The organism is Candidatus Thioglobus sp. (genome assembly GCA_028228555.1).
Lineage (GTDB): Bacteria > Pseudomonadota > Gammaproteobacteria > PS1 > Pseudothioglobaceae > Thioglobus_A.
This window is the reverse complement of sequence record JAOJBP010000012.1, coordinates 1-17196: the sequence shown is the minus strand read 5'-3', so window position 1 is coordinate 17196 and position 17196 is coordinate 1. Positions and strand designations below refer to the sequence as shown.

The following is a 17196-nucleotide window of genomic DNA, read 5'->3' as shown; positions in this document are numbered from 1 at the left end:
ACTACTCGAAGCAGAACTTATTAAGCAACACATGCCAAGATACAATATCTTGCTCAAAGATTCAAAGAGCTACCCTTATATCGCTATTAGCAACGACAAACATCCAAGAGTAAGTTTTTTTAGAGGCGCAAAACAACAAAAAAACCAGTATTTTGGACCGTATCCATCAGCTCATGTGGTGCGAGACTCTTTAAATCTATTAAAGAAAATATTCAAAGTTAGACAGTGCACTAACGCCACTTATCGATCTAGATCAAGAGCCTGTTTGGAGTATCAAATCGGCTTGTGCAGTGCGCCTTGTGTTGGACATATTGATGATGAAGATTATCAGCAAGATGTCAAGATGATGTCTTTATTTCTAGGGGGAAAGGGTAAGCAAACCTTAGAGAAAATTTCGAAAAAAATGCAAACGGCTTCGATTAATCAAGAATTTGAGCTAGCCGCTCGCTTGCGTGACCAACTCATTGATTTAAGAAAAATCCAAGAGCAGCATTCTTCAAGCTCAACAGCCGATATGGATGTGATCTCTGCTTTTCAGCAAGATGGCGTCAATGCTATTGAGGTGCTATTTATTCGTTCAGGTAAGCAAGTAGGGCAGGAGTTTATTCTGCCCAAAAATTCAAATCATCAATCAGTTGAAGTAGTTTTATGTGCTTTTTTGCCCTTGTATTATCTGGGTAAAGACACACCCAAACAATTACTCGTAAGCCATAAATTATTAGATAAGAAAATAATTTCAACTGCGCTTAATACTCATGTTATTGACACACCAAGTAAAGATAAAAAGCACTATTTGTCAATTGCTAATTTAACGGTTAAAGAAAATCTTAATCAGAACTTATTGGCCAGATTTAGAAAAAAATCAACTTTGGTTCATTTACAAAGTGTTTTAAATTTAAAAAAATTACCCGAATATATGGAGTGTTTTGATATTAGTCATATGATGGGTGAGGCAACCACAGCATCATGTGTTGTATTTGAAAAGGGCGTGCCAAAGGTAAGTAAATATCGCCAGTTTGATATTAAAAATATTACCCCAGGCGATGATTATGCTGCAATGAATCAAGTGGTTTATAGGCGTTATTCAAAATTGTTAAAAGATAATCAGCCGTTGCCTGATTTGGTGTTTATTGACGGCGGCCTAGGCCAGCTTAACCAAGCAATTATGGTGATGGATTCTATCGGTATTGATGAGATCCAGCTAGTAGGTGTTGCTAAGGGTGAAAACCGTAAAGCAGGACTGGAAACTCTAATCACGGTTGATAATGGCCAAGTAAACAAGATTAACTTAGCACCTCAAGATCCAGCTCTCATGCTGGTTAATCATATTCGAGATGAATCGCATCGTTTTGCAATTAAAAATCACCGCCTTAAGCGCTCTAAAAATCGAACCATCTCTCCTCTGGAGTCAATTAAGGGAGTTGGTAAGCTTAGGCGCTCTGCATTGCTTAATTATTTTGGCGGGCTTGAAGAGTTAAAACAAGCCTCGATTGGTGAAATTCAGAAAGTCAATGGTATTAACTTAGCATTAGCGACTAAAATAGTTGAAACACTTAATTCATCTAGGTAGATCTCATGTTTCTAATTCGTCTTTTAATTATTGCTTTTGTTATTGGTTACTGCGTATGGTTCGTTAGCAATAAAGTCTTGGGAAAAAACTTAAAGATGGCACGCGTGATCGCTGCAACTCTTGTAGTTACCACTATCATTTATTTATTATTAGGTAGCTTGTCTTACGTACTAGAAAGCTAGAGATTGCTAGGAATTATTGCCACTTAAGTGTAAGCCAATAACGCCAATCATAATCAAAAGAATACTAAAAAATTTTAGCAAATTAGAAGACTCTTCGAAATACATAATACCAATAACAGTAATTAGCACTGTCCCAATGCCCGCCCAAATTGCATAGGCAATACCCATTTCAAATTTTTTCAAGGCAAAAGTTAGGGCAACAAAAGACAAGGCATAACAAACAAAGATCAATACTGAGGGTAGTAGCTTGCTAAAGCCATCTGAGAACTTCATAGCAGTTGTGCCGGCAACCTCTAAGACGATGGCCAATATTAAGAATATCCAGGCTTGAATCATGATTATTTCCTAGAAATAAGTAGCGTATTTAAATGCTCAGTGCGATTAATAATCTTATCAGTAACATTCACTAAAATTGATAAATTTGACGCCTCCCAAACAGGCATATCACGCATATGATCACCCATATAATCAAACCCTTTATGGCCAAATCTCTCTACAAGCTTATCTGCTTTGTTGTGTGAAGATAGGTTGAAGTCCGCATTGCTTGCCATAACATCGTCAAATAAGCCAATATACTTAGCAACAGCAAAGGCATAATCTTTGTGAGAGGCAGTTGCAAGAATAATGGTTGAGCCTTGTTTCTTTCGCTCATTAATATAATCAATAGTATCTTGAATATAAGGCAAAGTAGAAACATCCATTGTAAAGCGTCTTACCAATTGGTCTTTTAAATAGCCCTTGCCTTGAAAAAACCAAAATGGATACAAGAAAATTAGCCAAGGTTGTTGCCTCAGAACACCTTTGGAAGATTCAAAAAGTAAGTCGGTGTTGATTAACGTATGATCTAAATCAACAATAAGTGGGATATTTTTACTCATTCAAGTTCTTCCCATTTTTCAAAATAACGGCTTAAGTCAGCTTCTAATCTGGCTAGGCGAATCAGTGCATCTTGTGATTCATCTGTTTGGAAAAATTCTGGATCTGAAAGCTGCATTTGGATCTCGCCAATTTCTATTTCAGCTTTCTCAATTTTTCCAGGTAATTTTTTAAGCGCTTGTTGTTGCTTATAAGTGAGTTTTTTGTTATTAGTGCCAGCTACTTTTTCAGAAGTTGGCTTTGGTTTGGAACCGGGCTTTGTTTTTTGAGCTTCAACCTTATCTTGCTTTTGGCTAAGATAATCATCATAGCCACCAGCATATTGATTAATAACACCATCACCATCTAGAACAACTGTTGAGCCAACCACATTGTTTAAAAAAGTTCTATCATGAGAGATTAAAATTAAAGTACCATTGTAATCAACTAACATCTCTTCTAAAAGCTCTAACGTTTCCACATCCAAATCATTTGTAGGCTCATCGAGCACTAGTAAATTAGCAGGTTGAGACAAAATTTTAGCAAGCATGAGTCGATTTTTTTCACCACCAGAAAACATTCTAATAGGTGCCATTGCCTGCTTTCCAGTGAACAAAAATTGACGTAAATAGCCAATAATATGTTTGCTCTTTCCGCCAATTTCAATATGTTCACGACCGCCAGAGACAAAATCCATGGCTTTCATGTTTGGATCAAGGTTGTCTCGCATTTGGTCAAAATAGGCGAGTTGAATGGTTTTAGAACGGCGTATCGTGCCCTTAGTTGGATGCAACTCGTCAAGTAGGAGTTTGATAAATGTAGATTTACCACTACCATTGCCACCAATGATGCCAATTTTCTCTCCTTTGAGAACCAACATTGAAAAGTCTTTAACCAGCTCCAAGCCTGCTATTTCATAGGAGATTTTTTTCACCTCAAATACAACCTTAGAGGCTCTATTTTCATCTTCTAAAGCATGAATTTTGACATTACCTTTTTTCGCACGACGATCAGTAAAAGATTTTCGCATAGACTCTAAAGACCGAACCCTACCTTCATTTCGGGTACGGCGGGCTTTAATACCTTGGCGAATCCAAACTTCTTCTTGGGCTAGTTTTTTATCAAAGCGAGCATTCGCAATTTCTTCTGCATGTAGCTGCTCATCTTTACGTTTAACGTAAGCTTTATAGTCACATTCAAAGACACTTAAATGTCCTCGATCTAGGTCAAACACTTTATTTACAATGCCGGCAATAAATGAGCGGTCATGGCTAATAATTACCAAGGTTCCATGATATTCCTTTAGCATGCGTTCCAAGTCCAAAATGGCAGTAATGTCCATATGGTTTGTTGGCTCGTCTAGTAATAGTACATCAGGCTCTTGAATCAAGGCACGCGCCAACATCACTCGTCGCCTCCAGCCGCCTGATAAAGTGGCAAGCGAGGTTTGCGGATTTAGTGAAAATCGATTAAGAATAGCCTCGATTTTGTGTAAGTATTGCCAGCCATCGAGCTGGTCAATTTTCTGTTGAAAGTCACCAGCCTTATCAACTTCACCCAAATTAATGAAATGCTGATATTTGGCAATCGTATCACCAACATCCCCCAAGCCTTCAGAGACAATATTGAAAAGAGTTTTGTCGTTATCTTCAGGCGGTGTTTGCTCTAAATAGCTTATTTTTATGCCATTTTTAATTTTAAGCTTGCCATCATCTGGCTCAATCGAGCCAGCCAAAATACGCATAAAGGTGGATTTTCCTTCACCATTTCGACCAATTAGTGCGATTTTGTCACCTTTAAGGATTGTTGAGCTTACCTCGTTAAGAATAGGCTTGTCTGAAAAACTTAAAGAAATATTGTCAAGTGTAATTAATGGCATGGTGCTTCTTTTATTTTCCTTGGAAAGTGTAAAATCGAGGTTTTATCGTTCATGAATAGCGTATGCGAAATTTTACCCAAACAACGGCTCTATTTAAAAGAGTTAGCCTGTGTATTATGTTGTTGACATTTCAGCCTGTTTACGCTGAAAGTATCGAGGCAAATAACCTTACTAATGAGGTGCATCAGCAAAGGTATCGCAGTTTAGTTGATGAAATTCGCTGTCCAGTTTGCCAAGGGCAAAGTATTGGCGGCTCAAATGCCGGACTTGCCAAAGATTTGCGTGAAAAAGTACGTGAACTTATTGTTGACAATCAAACAGATGACAACATTCGCAAATATATGACAGATCGCTATGGCGATTTTGTAGTATTTAAACCGCCAATAAATAAAAATACATATTTGTTATGGTATGCACCATTTGTATTTTTAGCACTTGGAATGTTTTTCTTTATTAAGACCCTGGGCAAAAAACCCGCTAAGGACATTGAAGTGGTTGACACAAAAAAAGCTAAGGATTTATTAAAGTGAGTCAACATGAGTTAATTGTTACGACCAATGGTCGTGGCGCTGTTGATATTACCGCCCAGATAAATGAGCTGATTAAATCCACTAAGTCTCAATTGTGCCATGTGTTTGTTGCTCATACATCAGCATCACTAATGATCACGGGCAATGAAGACGCTAATTTGTTGCTAGATATTGAAGATTATTTTCAAAAGTATATTCCTGATGCTAGCCCAGATTATCGTCATTTTGGTGAGGGCGATTTTGATATGTCTGGCCATATTCGCTCAATATTTACAGGCGAGCAGAAAACCATTCCTATAGTTCAGGGATCTCTTGCTTTGGGAAAATTTCAAGGATTATATTTATATGAGCATCACGCTAATAATAATGCTAGAAAATTAATCATCAGCTTAATATGAATACAGAAAAACAACTAAGTGATTTAATGGTTAGCGCCTACACACACCAGAAAAATGGTGATCTTTCATTGGCTATTCAAGCATGGAATGGACTGATTAATCATACAGATGCAGATGAAGCTCTTAAAGCTAACGCACATCTTAGCTTGGGAAATCTTCATCAATTGCAAGGCAATAATGATTTAGCAATTGAAAGTATGTCGAATGCCATTAAAGCTAACCCAAATAGTGCTGAGGCTTATTTTTGCCTGGCCTATTTAGAACAAGAAAAAGAAAATTTTAGCTCTGCAGTTGAATATTTTGAACAAGCCATCGCACTCAAAAAAACCGATAGCGGTGCTTTTAATAATCTAGGTAATTGTTATGATCGTCTAGAGCAAAGTGATCAAGCTATTAACGCTTATTCACAGGCAATTAGTTTAGATGCAGATTATATAGCAGCTATTTATAATCGTGGAAATGCCTATATTAAAGCCGCTAAAGATGATTTAGCACTGTACGACTTAAATAAAGCCATTGAATTGGATGCAAATTTTTATCAAGCCTATTATAATCGTGGCACTTTACTAAAGCGTATGGGCAAAATAACCCAAGCAGAGCAGGATTTAACCAAAGCCAAATCACTTGCACAACAAGAATTAGAGCAAAAAACACCCCAATAAACCTTATGAGCAATCAAGACGATAACAAGTTAATTTCTGAAAGAAAATCAAAACTAGATCTATTAAGAAAATCAGGCAATCCATTTGTCAATGATTTTAAACCTGAGCATTTGGCACAAAATCTAGCCGATGAGTACAATCAATTTTCTAAAGAAGATCTAGAAGAGAAATTTATCAAAGTTTCGATTGCAGGCCGCATGATGCTTAAGCGTGTCATGGGTAAAGCAAGTTTCGCCTCTATTCAAGACTCTAGCGGGAGCATCCAAATATTTGTCACTCGCGACGAATTGCCCGAAGGCTTTTACAACGAACAATTTAAAAAATGGGATATTGGTGACATTTTAGCAACAACGGGTACTTTGTTTAAAACCAACGTAGGCGAGCTTTCAGTTCGTGTTGATAGTATCAAGCTACTGACAAAATCATTAAGACCATTGCCTGAAAAATTTCACGGCTTATCTGATCAAGAAACCAGATATCGTCAGCGTTATGTAGATTTAATTACCAATGAGCAAGCAAGGGATGCTTTTAAGCGCCGAAGTGCAATTGTGACTTACATTCGTAATTTCTTTAATGAAGCAGATTTCATGGAAGTTGAAACACCCATGTTACAAACTATCCCTGGTGGCGCTACTGCCAAACCGTTTGAGACGCACCACAATGCACTAGATATGCCGATGTTTTTACGCATTGCACCTGAGCTATACTTAAAGCGTTTGGTGGTTGGTGGCATGGATAGGGTGTTTGAAATTAATCGTAATTTTAGAAATGAAGGTTTATCAACTCGCCATAATCCAGAATTTACCATGATTGAGTTTTACCAAGCTTATGCTACTTATCATGATCTTATGGATCTGACTGAAAAGCTATTTCGCGGAATTGCTATGGACGTTTGTGGCAGTGACACAATTCATTATCAGGGCGATGACTTTGATTTTTCGAAGTCATTTAATCGTATCAGCGTGTTTGATTCAATTCTTGCACACAATCCAACCTTTAAGCCTGAAGATTTAAATGAGGGCAATGCTAAAGCCACTGCTGAAAAATTAGGCATTCAGGTTAAAGACGGCTGGGGTTTGGGCAAAATTCAAATCGAAATATTTGAAAAAACGGTTGAAGAAAGGCTCATGCAGCCGACATTTATTACCCAATATCCTACTGAAGTTTCACCACTTGCAAGGCGCAATGACGACAATCCATTTATCACTGATCGCTTCGAGTTGTTTATTGGTGGACGTGAAATTGCTAATGGCTTTTCTGAGCTTAATGATGCACAAGATCAAGCTGAGCGCTTTAAAGCACAAGTGGCTGAAAAAGATGCTGGTGATGACGAAGCCATGCACTATGATTCAGACTATATTCGTGCACTAGAATACGGCATGCCGCCAACAGCAGGCGAAGGTATCGGCATCGATCGATTAGTGATGCTATTTACAGATTCACCATCGATTCGAGATGTTTTATTGTTCCCGCATATGCGACCTGAGGTAAAAATATGATGTATTTTTATCGAGTAAGTAGTCTTGGGCTGTGCCCTGAAGCTAAATGAGTGCACCTGTTCTAACCATTGACGGCCCAAGTGGCGTTGGTAAAGGCACTGTTGCGCGAGTTATAGCACAACAACTAGGCTGGAATCTACTTGACTCAGGTGCTATATATCGCGCCTTTGCTTTGGCTGTAGAAAGTAGAAGTGTTGATATTAGTGATGAACCAGCCTTGGTAAAAATAGCCACCCATCTAGATTTAGCGTTTAAAACTCAAGCAAATAGTGAATTAGTGAGTGTTTATCTTGATGGACAAGATGTTTCTAAAGAATTGCGATTAGAAGCAACGGGCGAAATGGCATCAAAAATTGCTTCAATTGGTGTTGTGCGTAGTGCCTTACTAAAGCGTCAACAAGACTTTGCTACACTACCTGGCTTGGTGGCTGATGGTCGCGATATGGGCACGGTAGTTTTTAAAGAAGCCGCCTTTAAAGTTTACCTAACTGCAGATAGTGAAGAGCGTGCTAATAGGCGCTTAAAACAATTGCAAGCACAAGGTCATAAGGGTATAATGTCGCAAATCTTAGCAGAGGTTGAGGCGCGAGATGCGCGAGATAGTTCGCGCAAGCATGCTCCTTTAAAACCTGCAAAAGATGCTCTCATCATTGATACCACTGAGTTATCATTGAGAGAGGTAATCGCTCAAGTGAGCGAATTGGTTAAAGCTTAAGCGGTTAAGCTTTATAAATAAACTAACCCGATATGCATTAGGCGTAAACCGTAAATAGCCTAAAGAATTACCGGTCAATATCAAAAGAAGAAAATATGTCAGAATCATTTGCTGAGCTGTTTGAAAATAGCGTAGAACAACAAAACGTAAAAGTAGGTGCCTTATTAATGGGTACTGTAATTAGTCTTAATCGCGAAAAAGCGATTGTAAACGTTGGACTAAAATCAGAGGGATTTATCTCTCTAGACGAATTTAAAAATCCAAAAGGTGAAATTGAGGTTGCAGAAGGCGATATTGTAGAAGTCGCTCTTAAATCAATCGACGATGGCCTGGGTAATACACTGTTGTCATACGCTGATGCTAAACGTATCAAGCTTTGGAAGTCTTTAGAAACAGCAATGAATTCTAAAGAAACAGTTACTGGTATTGTAACTGGCGCTGTTAAAGGTGGTTTGACTGTTGATATTGGCCTTGTTAAGGCATTCTTACCTGGCTCATTAGTTGATGTTCGCCCAGTTAAAGATTTCTCTTACCTGACAGGTCAAGAAATTGAAGCAATCGTTATCAAAATGGACGAAGTTAGAAACAACATCGTTATTTCTAGAAAAGCAGTTATGCAGGAAGCTAACTCAGCAGATCGCGAAGCATTACTTGAAACACTTGAAGAAGGCAAAGAAATTGACGGTATCGTCAAAAACTTGGCTGACTACGGTGCATTTGTTGATCTTGGTGGCGTTGATGGTTTACTACATATTACAGATATCTCTTGGACGCGTGTTAACCACCCATCTGAGAAGCTAACAATTGGCGACAAGATCAAGGTTAAGGTTCTTAACTACGATAAAGAGAAGATGCGCGTATCATTAGGCCTTAAGCAGCTTTCTGCTAGTCCTTGGGATAGTATTTCAGATCGCTTACCAATTGGTAAGAAAGTTACAGGTACTGTTTCTAATCTTACTGACTACGGAGCATTTGTACGTATTGAAGACGGCGTTGAAGGTTTGGTTCACGTTTCAGAAATGGATTGGACAAACGCAAACGCTCGTCCTTCTAAGATTGTTAAACTAGGTCAAGAAGTTGATGTCGTTATCTTAGATGTACAAGAATCTAAGCACCGTATTTCATTATCAATGAAGCAAGCATTAGAAAACCCTTGGGAAGCATTTGAAGCAACTCAAAACAAAGGCGACAAGATTATCGTTAATGTTAAGTCAATCACTGACTTCGGTTTATTTGTTGGTTTACAAGGCGGTATTGACGGCCTAATTCACTTAGCTGATATCTCTTGGGATAAGCAATCTGCTGAAGAATTAGTATCAAGCTACTCTAAAGGTCAAGAATTAGAAGTTGTTATTCTAAATATCGATGCTGAGAAAGAACGTATTTCATTAGGTATTAAGCAATTAGCTGAAGATGACTTTATGCAATATGCATCTGCTAACAAGAAAGGTACTATCGTTAAAGGTACTATCATGGAAGTTGATCCACGTGGTGCAGTTATCAGCTTAGCTGAAGATATTACTGGTTACTTAAAAGCGGGTGAAATTTCACAAGAGCGCGTTGAAGATGCTACAACAGTCCTAAAAACAGGTCAAGAAATTGAAGTTGTAATTATGAATGTTGATAGAAGATCTCGCAATGTTTCTGTTAGTGTTAAAGCTAAGAACTCAGTTGAAGAGCAAGCAGCTATGGCAGACTACAATAAGCAGTCTTCTGATGAAGTAGCAGGCTCAACATTAGGTGACTTACTTAAGCAAGCAAAAGATAAGTAAATCTCGATGATTAAAAAGGCCGCTGAGTAGGAATACAAAGCGGCCTTTTTTTATGGTGAAATTATGAAGAAAACCGACCTAGTTCAAAACTTAACAGAAAATACCAGCTTACCTAAGTCTGATGTTAAATTAGCAGTTGATTTGATCATAGAGAGCATTACTCAATCTATTGTATCGGGCGAGGGTGTTGAGATTAGAGGATTTGGTGGATTTTTAAAAAAACATCGAAAAGCACGTCAAGGTATCAATCCAAAAACCAGTGAAAGAACACAGGTAGATGAAAAATACGTACCATTTTTTAAGCCAGGGAAATCCTTGAAAGAAATAGTAAATAAAGGCTGATTTTTGATTGTTTTTAAATAGAGATAATGTATAATTTCACTTTTCGCACTGAGTGTTGAAAAACTAATATGGGGCGTTAGCTCAGTTGGTAGAGCATCGGACTTTTAATCCGCTGGTCGAGCGTTCAAATCGCTCACGCCCCACCATATTCTATAAGGACTTCCGAAGGAGGTCCTTTTTTTTCGTCTGTCAAAAAGCCGACAATTTATTTTAGTGGTAGATGTTAAAAACATTAAGCAGCCGAAATAGTCGCCTACGTGCGACTTCGGCTGCTTAATGTTTACGACTATTTACCCTTAAATATTAATATAAGCCAAATTAAACTATTTAAAAACGCTTTTTTTTTTTGCATGAATATTAGTCTAAAATAACCCTTTTATATTTATTGTTACTGATAACCAACATTTAAGGGTTTGCAGTGCGGTAGCCGTTGTACGATTAATCCTAGAAGATGCTGGTCTGATCTAAAATTCAAGCTAAAACAAGAGGGTAGTGAAGTGTACGATAATATCGGACAGTTAAAAATGAAAGCTTAAAGTGGAAAAAATCAACCTAAATGACCTAAGAAGTATTACAATAGGATTACTTTTTTAATTACAAAAAATATTATGAAGACGATTACTTTAAAAACTCAAGATGATTTTTTTGATCAAATTGGTAAAATGGCATCCGATCAGAATCTTTCAAAAAGTGCACTAATACGCAAGGCAATTCAGATGTATCAAAAGCAATTAAAAGATAAAAAAATGGTTAAGAAAATGCAAGCGTCTTCACTTGAAACTAGAGGGATGGATAAAGCGCTACTTGAAGTTTTTGATTCTTTAGATGATGGGCATCTTTTGGATTCTTGGAAAGATTGATGGATCTTGTTAGAGGTGGCGTTTATCTAGCCAATCTTAACCCTTCCAAGGGTACTGAAATTGGTAAAATTCGTCCAGTTTTAATCATTCAGTCTGATTCGTTGAATAGCATTAATCATACAACGGTTAACATTCTACCATTAACAACACTTTTAAAAGATAACACCTTTCTTCGTGTTCGGGTGCTAAAAAATGGCCAGCTTAATCAGGATTCAGATATTATTTGTGATTATATTCGAGCAATTGACACTCGTAAAATTACATCAGAATTATTAACTAGGCTCAGCCAAAATAAAATGCAAGAAATTGAAGAAAAGCTTAGCTGGATATTGGGATTTAATGATTAGTCAGCAAAATTTCAATGCCTTTATATTTGATAATAGCCATTATCATCTTTAATAAATCTTGACAAATATAGCTAATTATTAAAAATGTTATTTACTAAATTATTAATTATGGATCTTAAATGCAAGTAATTCCCGTTATTCTTTCAGGTGGCTCAGGTACACGCCTTTGGCCATTATCACGCAAGCAATACCCTAAGCAATATTTGCCTTTAGCGGGTGATAACACCATGCTTCAAGAAACTATTCTGCGCTTAAATGGTTTAGATAACCTTGCAGATCCGATTATTGTTTGTAATTCCGATCATCGTTTCTTAGTGGCTGAGCAGTGTCAACAAATTGGTATTAAAAATCCAACAATATTATTGGAGCCTGTTGGCAGAAATACAGCACCTGCAATAGCTGCTGCAGCACTACAATCATTAAGAGACTCAGAGGATTCGACACTACTAATTTTATCGGCCGATCATGTCATTCAAGATGTTGATGCTTTTCATAAAGCAATTGATATAGCAAGCCAACAAGCACAAAGTGGCAAGTTAGCCACTTTTGGAATTGTGCCAACGGATGCAAATACTGGCTATGGCTATATTAAATCATCAGAAGAGAATAATAATGGCGCATACAAAGTTGAAGAATTTGTTGAAAAGCCAGATTTAAAAACTGCAGAAGTTTACTTAGAGCAGGGTAGTTATCTATGGAACTCTGGCATGTTCATGTTTCAGGCACATACCTTTATTAACGAGCTTACAACGCACTCACCTGATATTGTTACATCAGTTAATAACGCTGTTAATAATGCCGTACAAGACCTAGACTTTATTCGTCTAGAAAAACAAGCCTTTGAGTCATCTCCATCTGATTCTATTGACTACGCTCTTATGGAAAAATCCAACAATGTTGTAGTTGTGCCACTGGATGCACAATGGAACGATATTGGCGCTTGGCCAGCACTATATGATATCGGTACAAAAGATAGTCAAGGTAATGTTATCAAAGGTGATGTCATCACTCAAGGTACTACTAATACTTACATTAATGCTGATCATCATATGGTCGCAGCCATAGGTGTAGACAATCTAATTATTATAGACACGCCTGATGCCACCTTTATTGCCACCCAAGACAAAGCTCAAGAAGTAAAGAGTATTGTTGAATCCTTACAAGCCAGTGGCCGGTGTGAGAGCAGTGCACACCGTAAAGTTTATCGCCCTTGGGGCTGGTATGACTCTATTGAATCGGGTGAACACTTCCAAGTAAAAAGATTACACGTTAAACCTGGTGCTAAGCTCTCATTACAAATGCACCATAAGCGTGCAGAGCATTGGGTGGTGGTGAGTGGCACAGCCACAGTCATTAATGGCGAGCAAACATTCAATCTTAACAAAGGCGAATCTACCTATATCCCACTAGGCGTTACCCATGGCCTGGAGAATGCAACCAATGAGCCACTAGAAATTATTGAAGTTCAAAGTGGCGCTTATTTAGGTGAAGATGATATAATTAGATTTGAAGATATGTATGGGCGTATTAAAAATTAAACAATAGATTAAAATCAACTAACATATAAAATTTATAGAATATTTTTGGAAATTAATTATGAGTAATAAAGTAGCATTAATCACCGGCATCACAGGCCAAGACGGCGCCTACCTAGCAGAATTTCTACTAGATAAGGGTTACGAAGTGCACGGCATTAAGCGCCGCTCTTCATCATTCAACACAGATCGTATTGATCATTTATACCAAGACCCTCATGAAGCTAACTGTAAGCTTATACTCCACTATGGAGATCTGTCTGATTCAATGAGTTTAGTACGTATCATTCAACAAATCCAACCTGATGAAATATACAACCTTGGTGCACAATCCCATGTTGCAGTCTCATTCGAAACTCCTGAATACACAGCAGACACAGTTGGTCTAGGTGCGCTACGCGTACTAGAAGCCATTCGCATTTCAGGTCTTGAGAAAAAAACCCGCTACTATCAAGCCTCTACCTCAGAGCTATATGGCGAAGTGCAAGAAACCCCACAAAAAGAGACTACCCCTTTTTACCCACGCTCTCCCTACGCAGCAGCCAAGCTATATGCTTATTGGATAACCATTAATTATCGTGAAGCTTATGGCATGTATGCTTGTAACGGCATCTTGTTTAATCACGAATCTCCAGTACGTGGAGAAACCTTCGTAACCCGCAAAATCACCAGAGCATTAGCACGTATCTCACTAGGCCTGCAAGAAACTGTGTACCTAGGTAATATGGATGCTAAGCGCGATTGGGGTCATGCCAAAGACTACGTAGAAATGCAATGGTTAATGCTACAACAAGATGAGCCAGATGATTTTTGTATTGCCACAGGCGTACAGTATTCAGTACGTGATTTCGTCAACTTCGCATGGGGTCACCTAGGCAAAACAATCCGATGGGAAGGTGAAGGTATGGATGAGAAAGGTTACGATACTGAAACAGGTAATTTAATCGTAGCCGTTGAAAAACGCTATTTCCGACCAACAGAAGTGGAAACATTATTGGGCGATCCATCTAAAGCTAAAGAGAAACTAGGCTGGGAGCCAAAAATCACTTTAGAAGAGATGGTGCATGAAATGATGGAAAATGACATTAATATTGCCAAGCGTGATTCTTTAGTGAAAGAGCACGGCTTTAAAGCGCCAGACTTTAACGAGTAATTGATTTAGACATGGATCTTAAAGATAAAATTTATATTGCAGGGCATCGTGGCTTAGTCGGCTCGGCCATTGTTAGACAATTAGAGTCAAGAGGCTTCACCAATCTACTTATGCGCACGCATAAAGAGTTAGATCTTTGTAATCAAGCGCAAGTGCAATATTTCTTCAAACAAGAAAAACCAGACTACGTTATTTTAGCCGCAGCAAAAGTAGGTGGCATTCATGCGAATAATACTTATCCTGCGGATTTTATTTATCAAAACATGATGATAGAGGCTAATATTATTAACTCGGCTTATGAGAGTAAGGTTAAACGTCTACTATTTTTAGGCAGTACTTGTATTTATCCTAAAGCAGTCGAGCAGCCCATGTGCGAAGATGCACTACTTACAGATGTATTAGAACCAACCAATGAGCCTTATGCACTAGCTAAAATAGCGGGCATTAAACTCTGTGAATCGTACAACCGTCAACACGGTACAGATTTCCGTTCAGTTATGCCAACCAACCTTTATGGTATTAATGATAACTTTCATCCGGAAAATTCACATGTTATTCCTGCACTCATGCGTCGTTTTCATGAGGCAAAAGTTAATAACGATGCTGAAGTAGTAGTGTGGGGTACAGGTAAAGCTATGCGTGAGTTTTTGTATGTAGATGATATGGCAGAAGCCTCCCTATTTGTATTGGAATTAGATGAGCAAACTTACCAAGCTAACACAAAGCCAATGCTATCGCATATCAATGTCGGTACTGGAAAAGATGTAACCATTAGAGAAATGGCAGAAACTATGAAAGAAGTTGTTGGATTTAAAGGTAACTTAACTTTTGATACAACCAAACCTGATGGCTCGCCACGCAAACTAATTGACGTATCGCGTTTATCAAACATGGGCTGGAAATACAGTATTGATTTAGAAGAAGGCCTTAAAAAAACCTATAAATGGTATTTTAATCAGGATAAATTATGAAAATAGCGATAGCCGGCACAGGCTACGTCGGTCTTTCTAATGCCATGCTTTTATCTCAACATCATGAAGTCATTGCGCTTGATATTATCTCTGAGAAGATAGAACAACTTAACAACAAAATCTCTCCCATTGTGGATAAAGAAATTGAAGATTTCCTAGTTAATAAAAATCTTAACTTTACTGCCACTCTAGATAAAGAATTAGCCTACAAAAATGCTGACTTTGTCATCATCGCCACACCGACTGATTACGATACTCAAAATAACTATTTTAATACCACCTCTATTGAGTCAGTTATCCAAGATGTTATTAATATTAATCCTAATGCAGTGATGATCATCAAGTCAACCGTACCGGTTGGATACACTCAAAGTATTAAAGAGAAATTTAATTGCGATAACATTATCTTCTCACCAGAGTTTTTAAGAGAGGGTCTAGCACTACATGACAACCTGCACCCATCACGCATCATTGTTGGTGAACAATCAGATAGAGCTCGTGTATTTGCAGACCTTCTCCAAGAAGGTGCTATTAAAGAAGATATAGACGTCTTATTTACTGATTCTACTGAGGCAGAGGCGGTTAAGCTTTTTAGTAATACTTATTTAGCTATGCGAGTGGCATACTTTAACGAGTTAGACTCATACGCAGAAACACACAATCTAAACTCAAAACAAATCATCGAAGGCGTAGGTCTTGATCCAAGAATTGGATCACACTACAACAACCCTTCATTCGGCTATGGTGGATACTGCTTACCAAAAGACACTAAACAGCTCAAAGCCAATTATGCAGATGTACCTAATGCACTCATTAGTGCCATTGTTGATGCGAATGCGATGCGTAAAGACTTTATCGCAGACTCTATCATTGCCAAACAACCTAAGGTTGTTGGCGTTCATAGACTAATTATGAAGACAGGTTCTGATAACTTTAGAGCATCAAGCATTCAAGGTATCATGAAACGCATTAAAGCCAAAGGTGTTGAAGTGGTTATTTACGAGCCAGCACTCACAGAACAGGGTGAGAATGAATTCTTCCACTCAAAAATAATTGATAATTTAGAGGGTTTTAAGCAAATAAGTGATGTGATTGTTGCCAATAGAATGGTCGATGAATTACAAGATGTTAAAGCTAAGGTTTATACAAGAGATTTGTTTAATAATGATTAACTTTTTAATGCGAAGACTAAAAGCATTAAAAAGCCATCAAGGCTTTATGAGGTACTTCAAAAACACCTCGTGGCTTTTTGGAGAAAAAATACTCCGTATGGTAGTTGGTCTTTTTGTAGGTATTTGGGTGGCTCGTTATCTGGGTCCTGAGCAGTTTGGACTTTTTTCTTATGCTCAAGGTTTTGTAGGACTTTTTACAGTTATTGCAACTCTTGGACTTGATGGAATTATCGTGCGAGAACTTGTCAAAGATGAAAATAGAAAGAATGAGCTTATTGGAACTGCTTTTTGGCTAAAACTTATTGGGGCTTTTGGAGTCCTGGGTATTTTGACTATTGCAGTTAACTTTACATCAAATGATAGCTATACAAATACATTGGTATTTATCATAGCATCTGCTACGATATTTCAAAGTTTTAATGTTGTAGATTTTTACTTCCAATCAAAAGTTATGAGTAAATATGTAGTTTATGTGAATATCATATCTCTTTTAATAACTAGTATTGTAAAAGTAGCACTTATACTGAATGAAGCCCCGTTAGAATATTTTGCTATGGTTATAGTTTTTGATAGTTTTGTATTGGCTTGTGGGTTTATCTATTTTTATCTGAAAAAATCATTGTCACTTCCAAAATGGAAGTTTCATAAGGATGTTGCTATTGATTTACTAAAAGATAGTTGGCCTTTGATTTTGAGTGGTGGAATGTTAATGATACAAGCAAGAATTGATCAAGTTATGATTAAAGAGATGGTG

At 37.7% G+C, this 17196-nt stretch carries 18 protein-coding genes, 1 tRNA gene and 1 pseudogene; 17 read left to right on the top strand and 3 right to left on the bottom strand.

Annotated features, from left to right (window positions below; all coding sequences use genetic code 11):
- Both uvrC and N9Y32_06170 read left to right on the top strand, forming a co-directional pair.
- The coding region (gene uvrC, locus N9Y32_06175) for an excinuclease ABC subunit UvrC (GenBank protein MDB2590595.1) at positions 1-1570 on the top strand (1570 nt) is incomplete at its 5' end.
- A gap of 5 nt (positions 1571-1575) precedes the next feature.
- On the top strand, positions 1576-1752 hold the full coding sequence (locus N9Y32_06170) for a hypothetical protein (GenBank protein MDB2590594.1): 177 nt from the start codon (positions 1576-1578) through the stop codon (positions 1750-1752).
- Between the two features lie 6 nt (positions 1753-1758).
- Here N9Y32_06170 and N9Y32_06165 read toward each other — a convergent pair whose 3' ends face one another.
- Genes N9Y32_06165 through N9Y32_06155 form a run of 3 tightly spaced genes read right to left on the bottom strand, consistent with a single transcriptional unit; the run spans position 1759 to position 4486 of the window.
- Positions 1759-2088, bottom strand: coding sequence for a multidrug efflux SMR transporter (locus tag N9Y32_06165; GenBank protein ID MDB2590593.1), 330 nt, complete (start codon positions 2086-2088; stop codon positions 1759-1761).
- Positions 2089-2090: 2 nt separating this feature from the next.
- Positions 2091-2630 (bottom strand): hypothetical protein, encoded by a 540-nt coding sequence (locus tag N9Y32_06160; protein ID MDB2590592.1) that lies wholly within the window; start codon positions 2628-2630, stop codon positions 2091-2093.
- The gene (locus tag N9Y32_06155) at positions 2627-4486 is read right to left on the bottom strand and encodes an ATP-binding cassette domain-containing protein (protein ID MDB2590591.1); all 1860 of its coding nucleotides are present in this window, start codon (positions 4484-4486) and stop codon (positions 2627-2629) included. Before N9Y32_06155 ends, N9Y32_06160 begins: the two co-directional genes overlap by 4 nt.
- 62 nt (positions 4487-4548) lie before the next feature.
- Between N9Y32_06155 and N9Y32_06150 the strand changes: the two genes are divergently transcribed.
- The 15 genes and pseudogenes from N9Y32_06150 to N9Y32_06080 all read left to right on the top strand — a co-directional run.
- Positions 4549-5016, top strand: a complete 468-nt coding sequence (locus N9Y32_06150) for a cytochrome c-type biogenesis protein CcmH (GenBank protein MDB2590590.1) — start codon at positions 4549-4551, stop codon at positions 5014-5016.
- Positions 5013-5414, top strand: coding sequence for a secondary thiamine-phosphate synthase enzyme YjbQ (locus N9Y32_06145; GenBank protein ID MDB2590589.1), 402 nt, complete (start codon positions 5013-5015; stop codon positions 5412-5414). Before N9Y32_06150 ends, N9Y32_06145 begins: the two co-directional genes overlap by 4 nt.
- Positions 5411-6076, top strand: coding sequence for a tetratricopeptide repeat protein (locus N9Y32_06140; protein ID MDB2590588.1), 666 nt, complete (start codon positions 5411-5413; stop codon positions 6074-6076). The genes N9Y32_06145 and N9Y32_06140 overlap by 4 nt, the downstream gene beginning before the upstream one ends.
- 5 nt (positions 6077-6081) lie before the next feature.
- Positions 6082-7575: a lysine--tRNA ligase gene (gene lysS / locus N9Y32_06135; protein ID MDB2590587.1), complete on the top strand. Its 1494-nt coding sequence runs from the start codon at positions 6082-6084 to the stop codon at positions 7573-7575.
- Between the two features lie 46 nt (positions 7576-7621).
- Positions 7622-8290: a (d)CMP kinase gene (cmk, locus tag N9Y32_06130; GenBank protein ID MDB2590586.1), complete on the top strand. Its 669-nt coding sequence runs from the start codon at positions 7622-7624 to the stop codon at positions 8288-8290.
- Positions 8291-8367: 77 nt separating this feature from the next.
- Positions 8368-10062, top strand: coding sequence for a 30S ribosomal protein S1 (gene rpsA / locus N9Y32_06125; GenBank protein MDB2590585.1), 1695 nt, complete (start codon positions 8368-8370; stop codon positions 10060-10062).
- Positions 10063-10101: 39 nt separating this feature from the next.
- Positions 10102-10404 (top strand): annotated as a pseudogene (locus tag N9Y32_06120) (integration host factor subunit beta).
- A gap of 70 nt (positions 10405-10474) precedes the next feature.
- Positions 10475-10550, top strand: a tRNA-Lys gene (locus N9Y32_06115).
- Between the two features lie 462 nt (positions 10551-11012).
- Positions 11013-11264: a ribbon-helix-helix domain-containing protein gene (locus tag N9Y32_06110; protein ID MDB2590584.1), complete on the top strand. Its 252-nt coding sequence runs from the start codon at positions 11013-11015 to the stop codon at positions 11262-11264.
- Entirely contained in the window at positions 11264-11611 is a 348-nt protein-coding gene (locus N9Y32_06105) for a type II toxin-antitoxin system PemK/MazF family toxin (GenBank protein MDB2590583.1), read from the top strand. The genes N9Y32_06110 and N9Y32_06105 overlap by 1 nt, the downstream gene beginning before the upstream one ends.
- A 119-nt stretch (positions 11612-11730) precedes the next feature.
- On the top strand, positions 11731-13149 hold the full coding sequence (locus N9Y32_06100) for a mannose-1-phosphate guanylyltransferase/mannose-6-phosphate isomerase (GenBank protein ID MDB2590582.1): 1419 nt from the start codon (positions 11731-11733) through the stop codon (positions 13147-13149).
- A 58-nt stretch (positions 13150-13207) separates the two neighbouring features.
- Positions 13208-14299, top strand: coding sequence for a GDP-mannose 4,6-dehydratase (gene gmd, locus N9Y32_06095; GenBank protein ID MDB2590581.1), 1092 nt, complete (start codon positions 13208-13210; stop codon positions 14297-14299).
- Positions 14300-14310: 11 nt separating this feature from the next.
- Positions 14311-15270 carry a GDP-L-fucose synthase gene (locus N9Y32_06090; protein MDB2590580.1) on the top strand — a complete coding sequence of 320 codons (960 nt, stop codon included), beginning with the start codon at positions 14311-14313 and terminating at the stop codon, positions 15268-15270.
- Positions 15267-16442 (top strand): nucleotide sugar dehydrogenase, encoded by a 1176-nt coding sequence (locus N9Y32_06085; protein MDB2590579.1) that lies wholly within the window; start codon positions 15267-15269, stop codon positions 16440-16442. Before N9Y32_06090 ends, N9Y32_06085 begins: the two co-directional genes overlap by 4 nt.
- Positions 16435-17196 (top strand): flippase (locus tag N9Y32_06080; protein MDB2590578.1); only part of this gene is annotated, 762 nt, incomplete at its 3' end. The genes N9Y32_06085 and N9Y32_06080, both read left to right, overlap by 8 nt.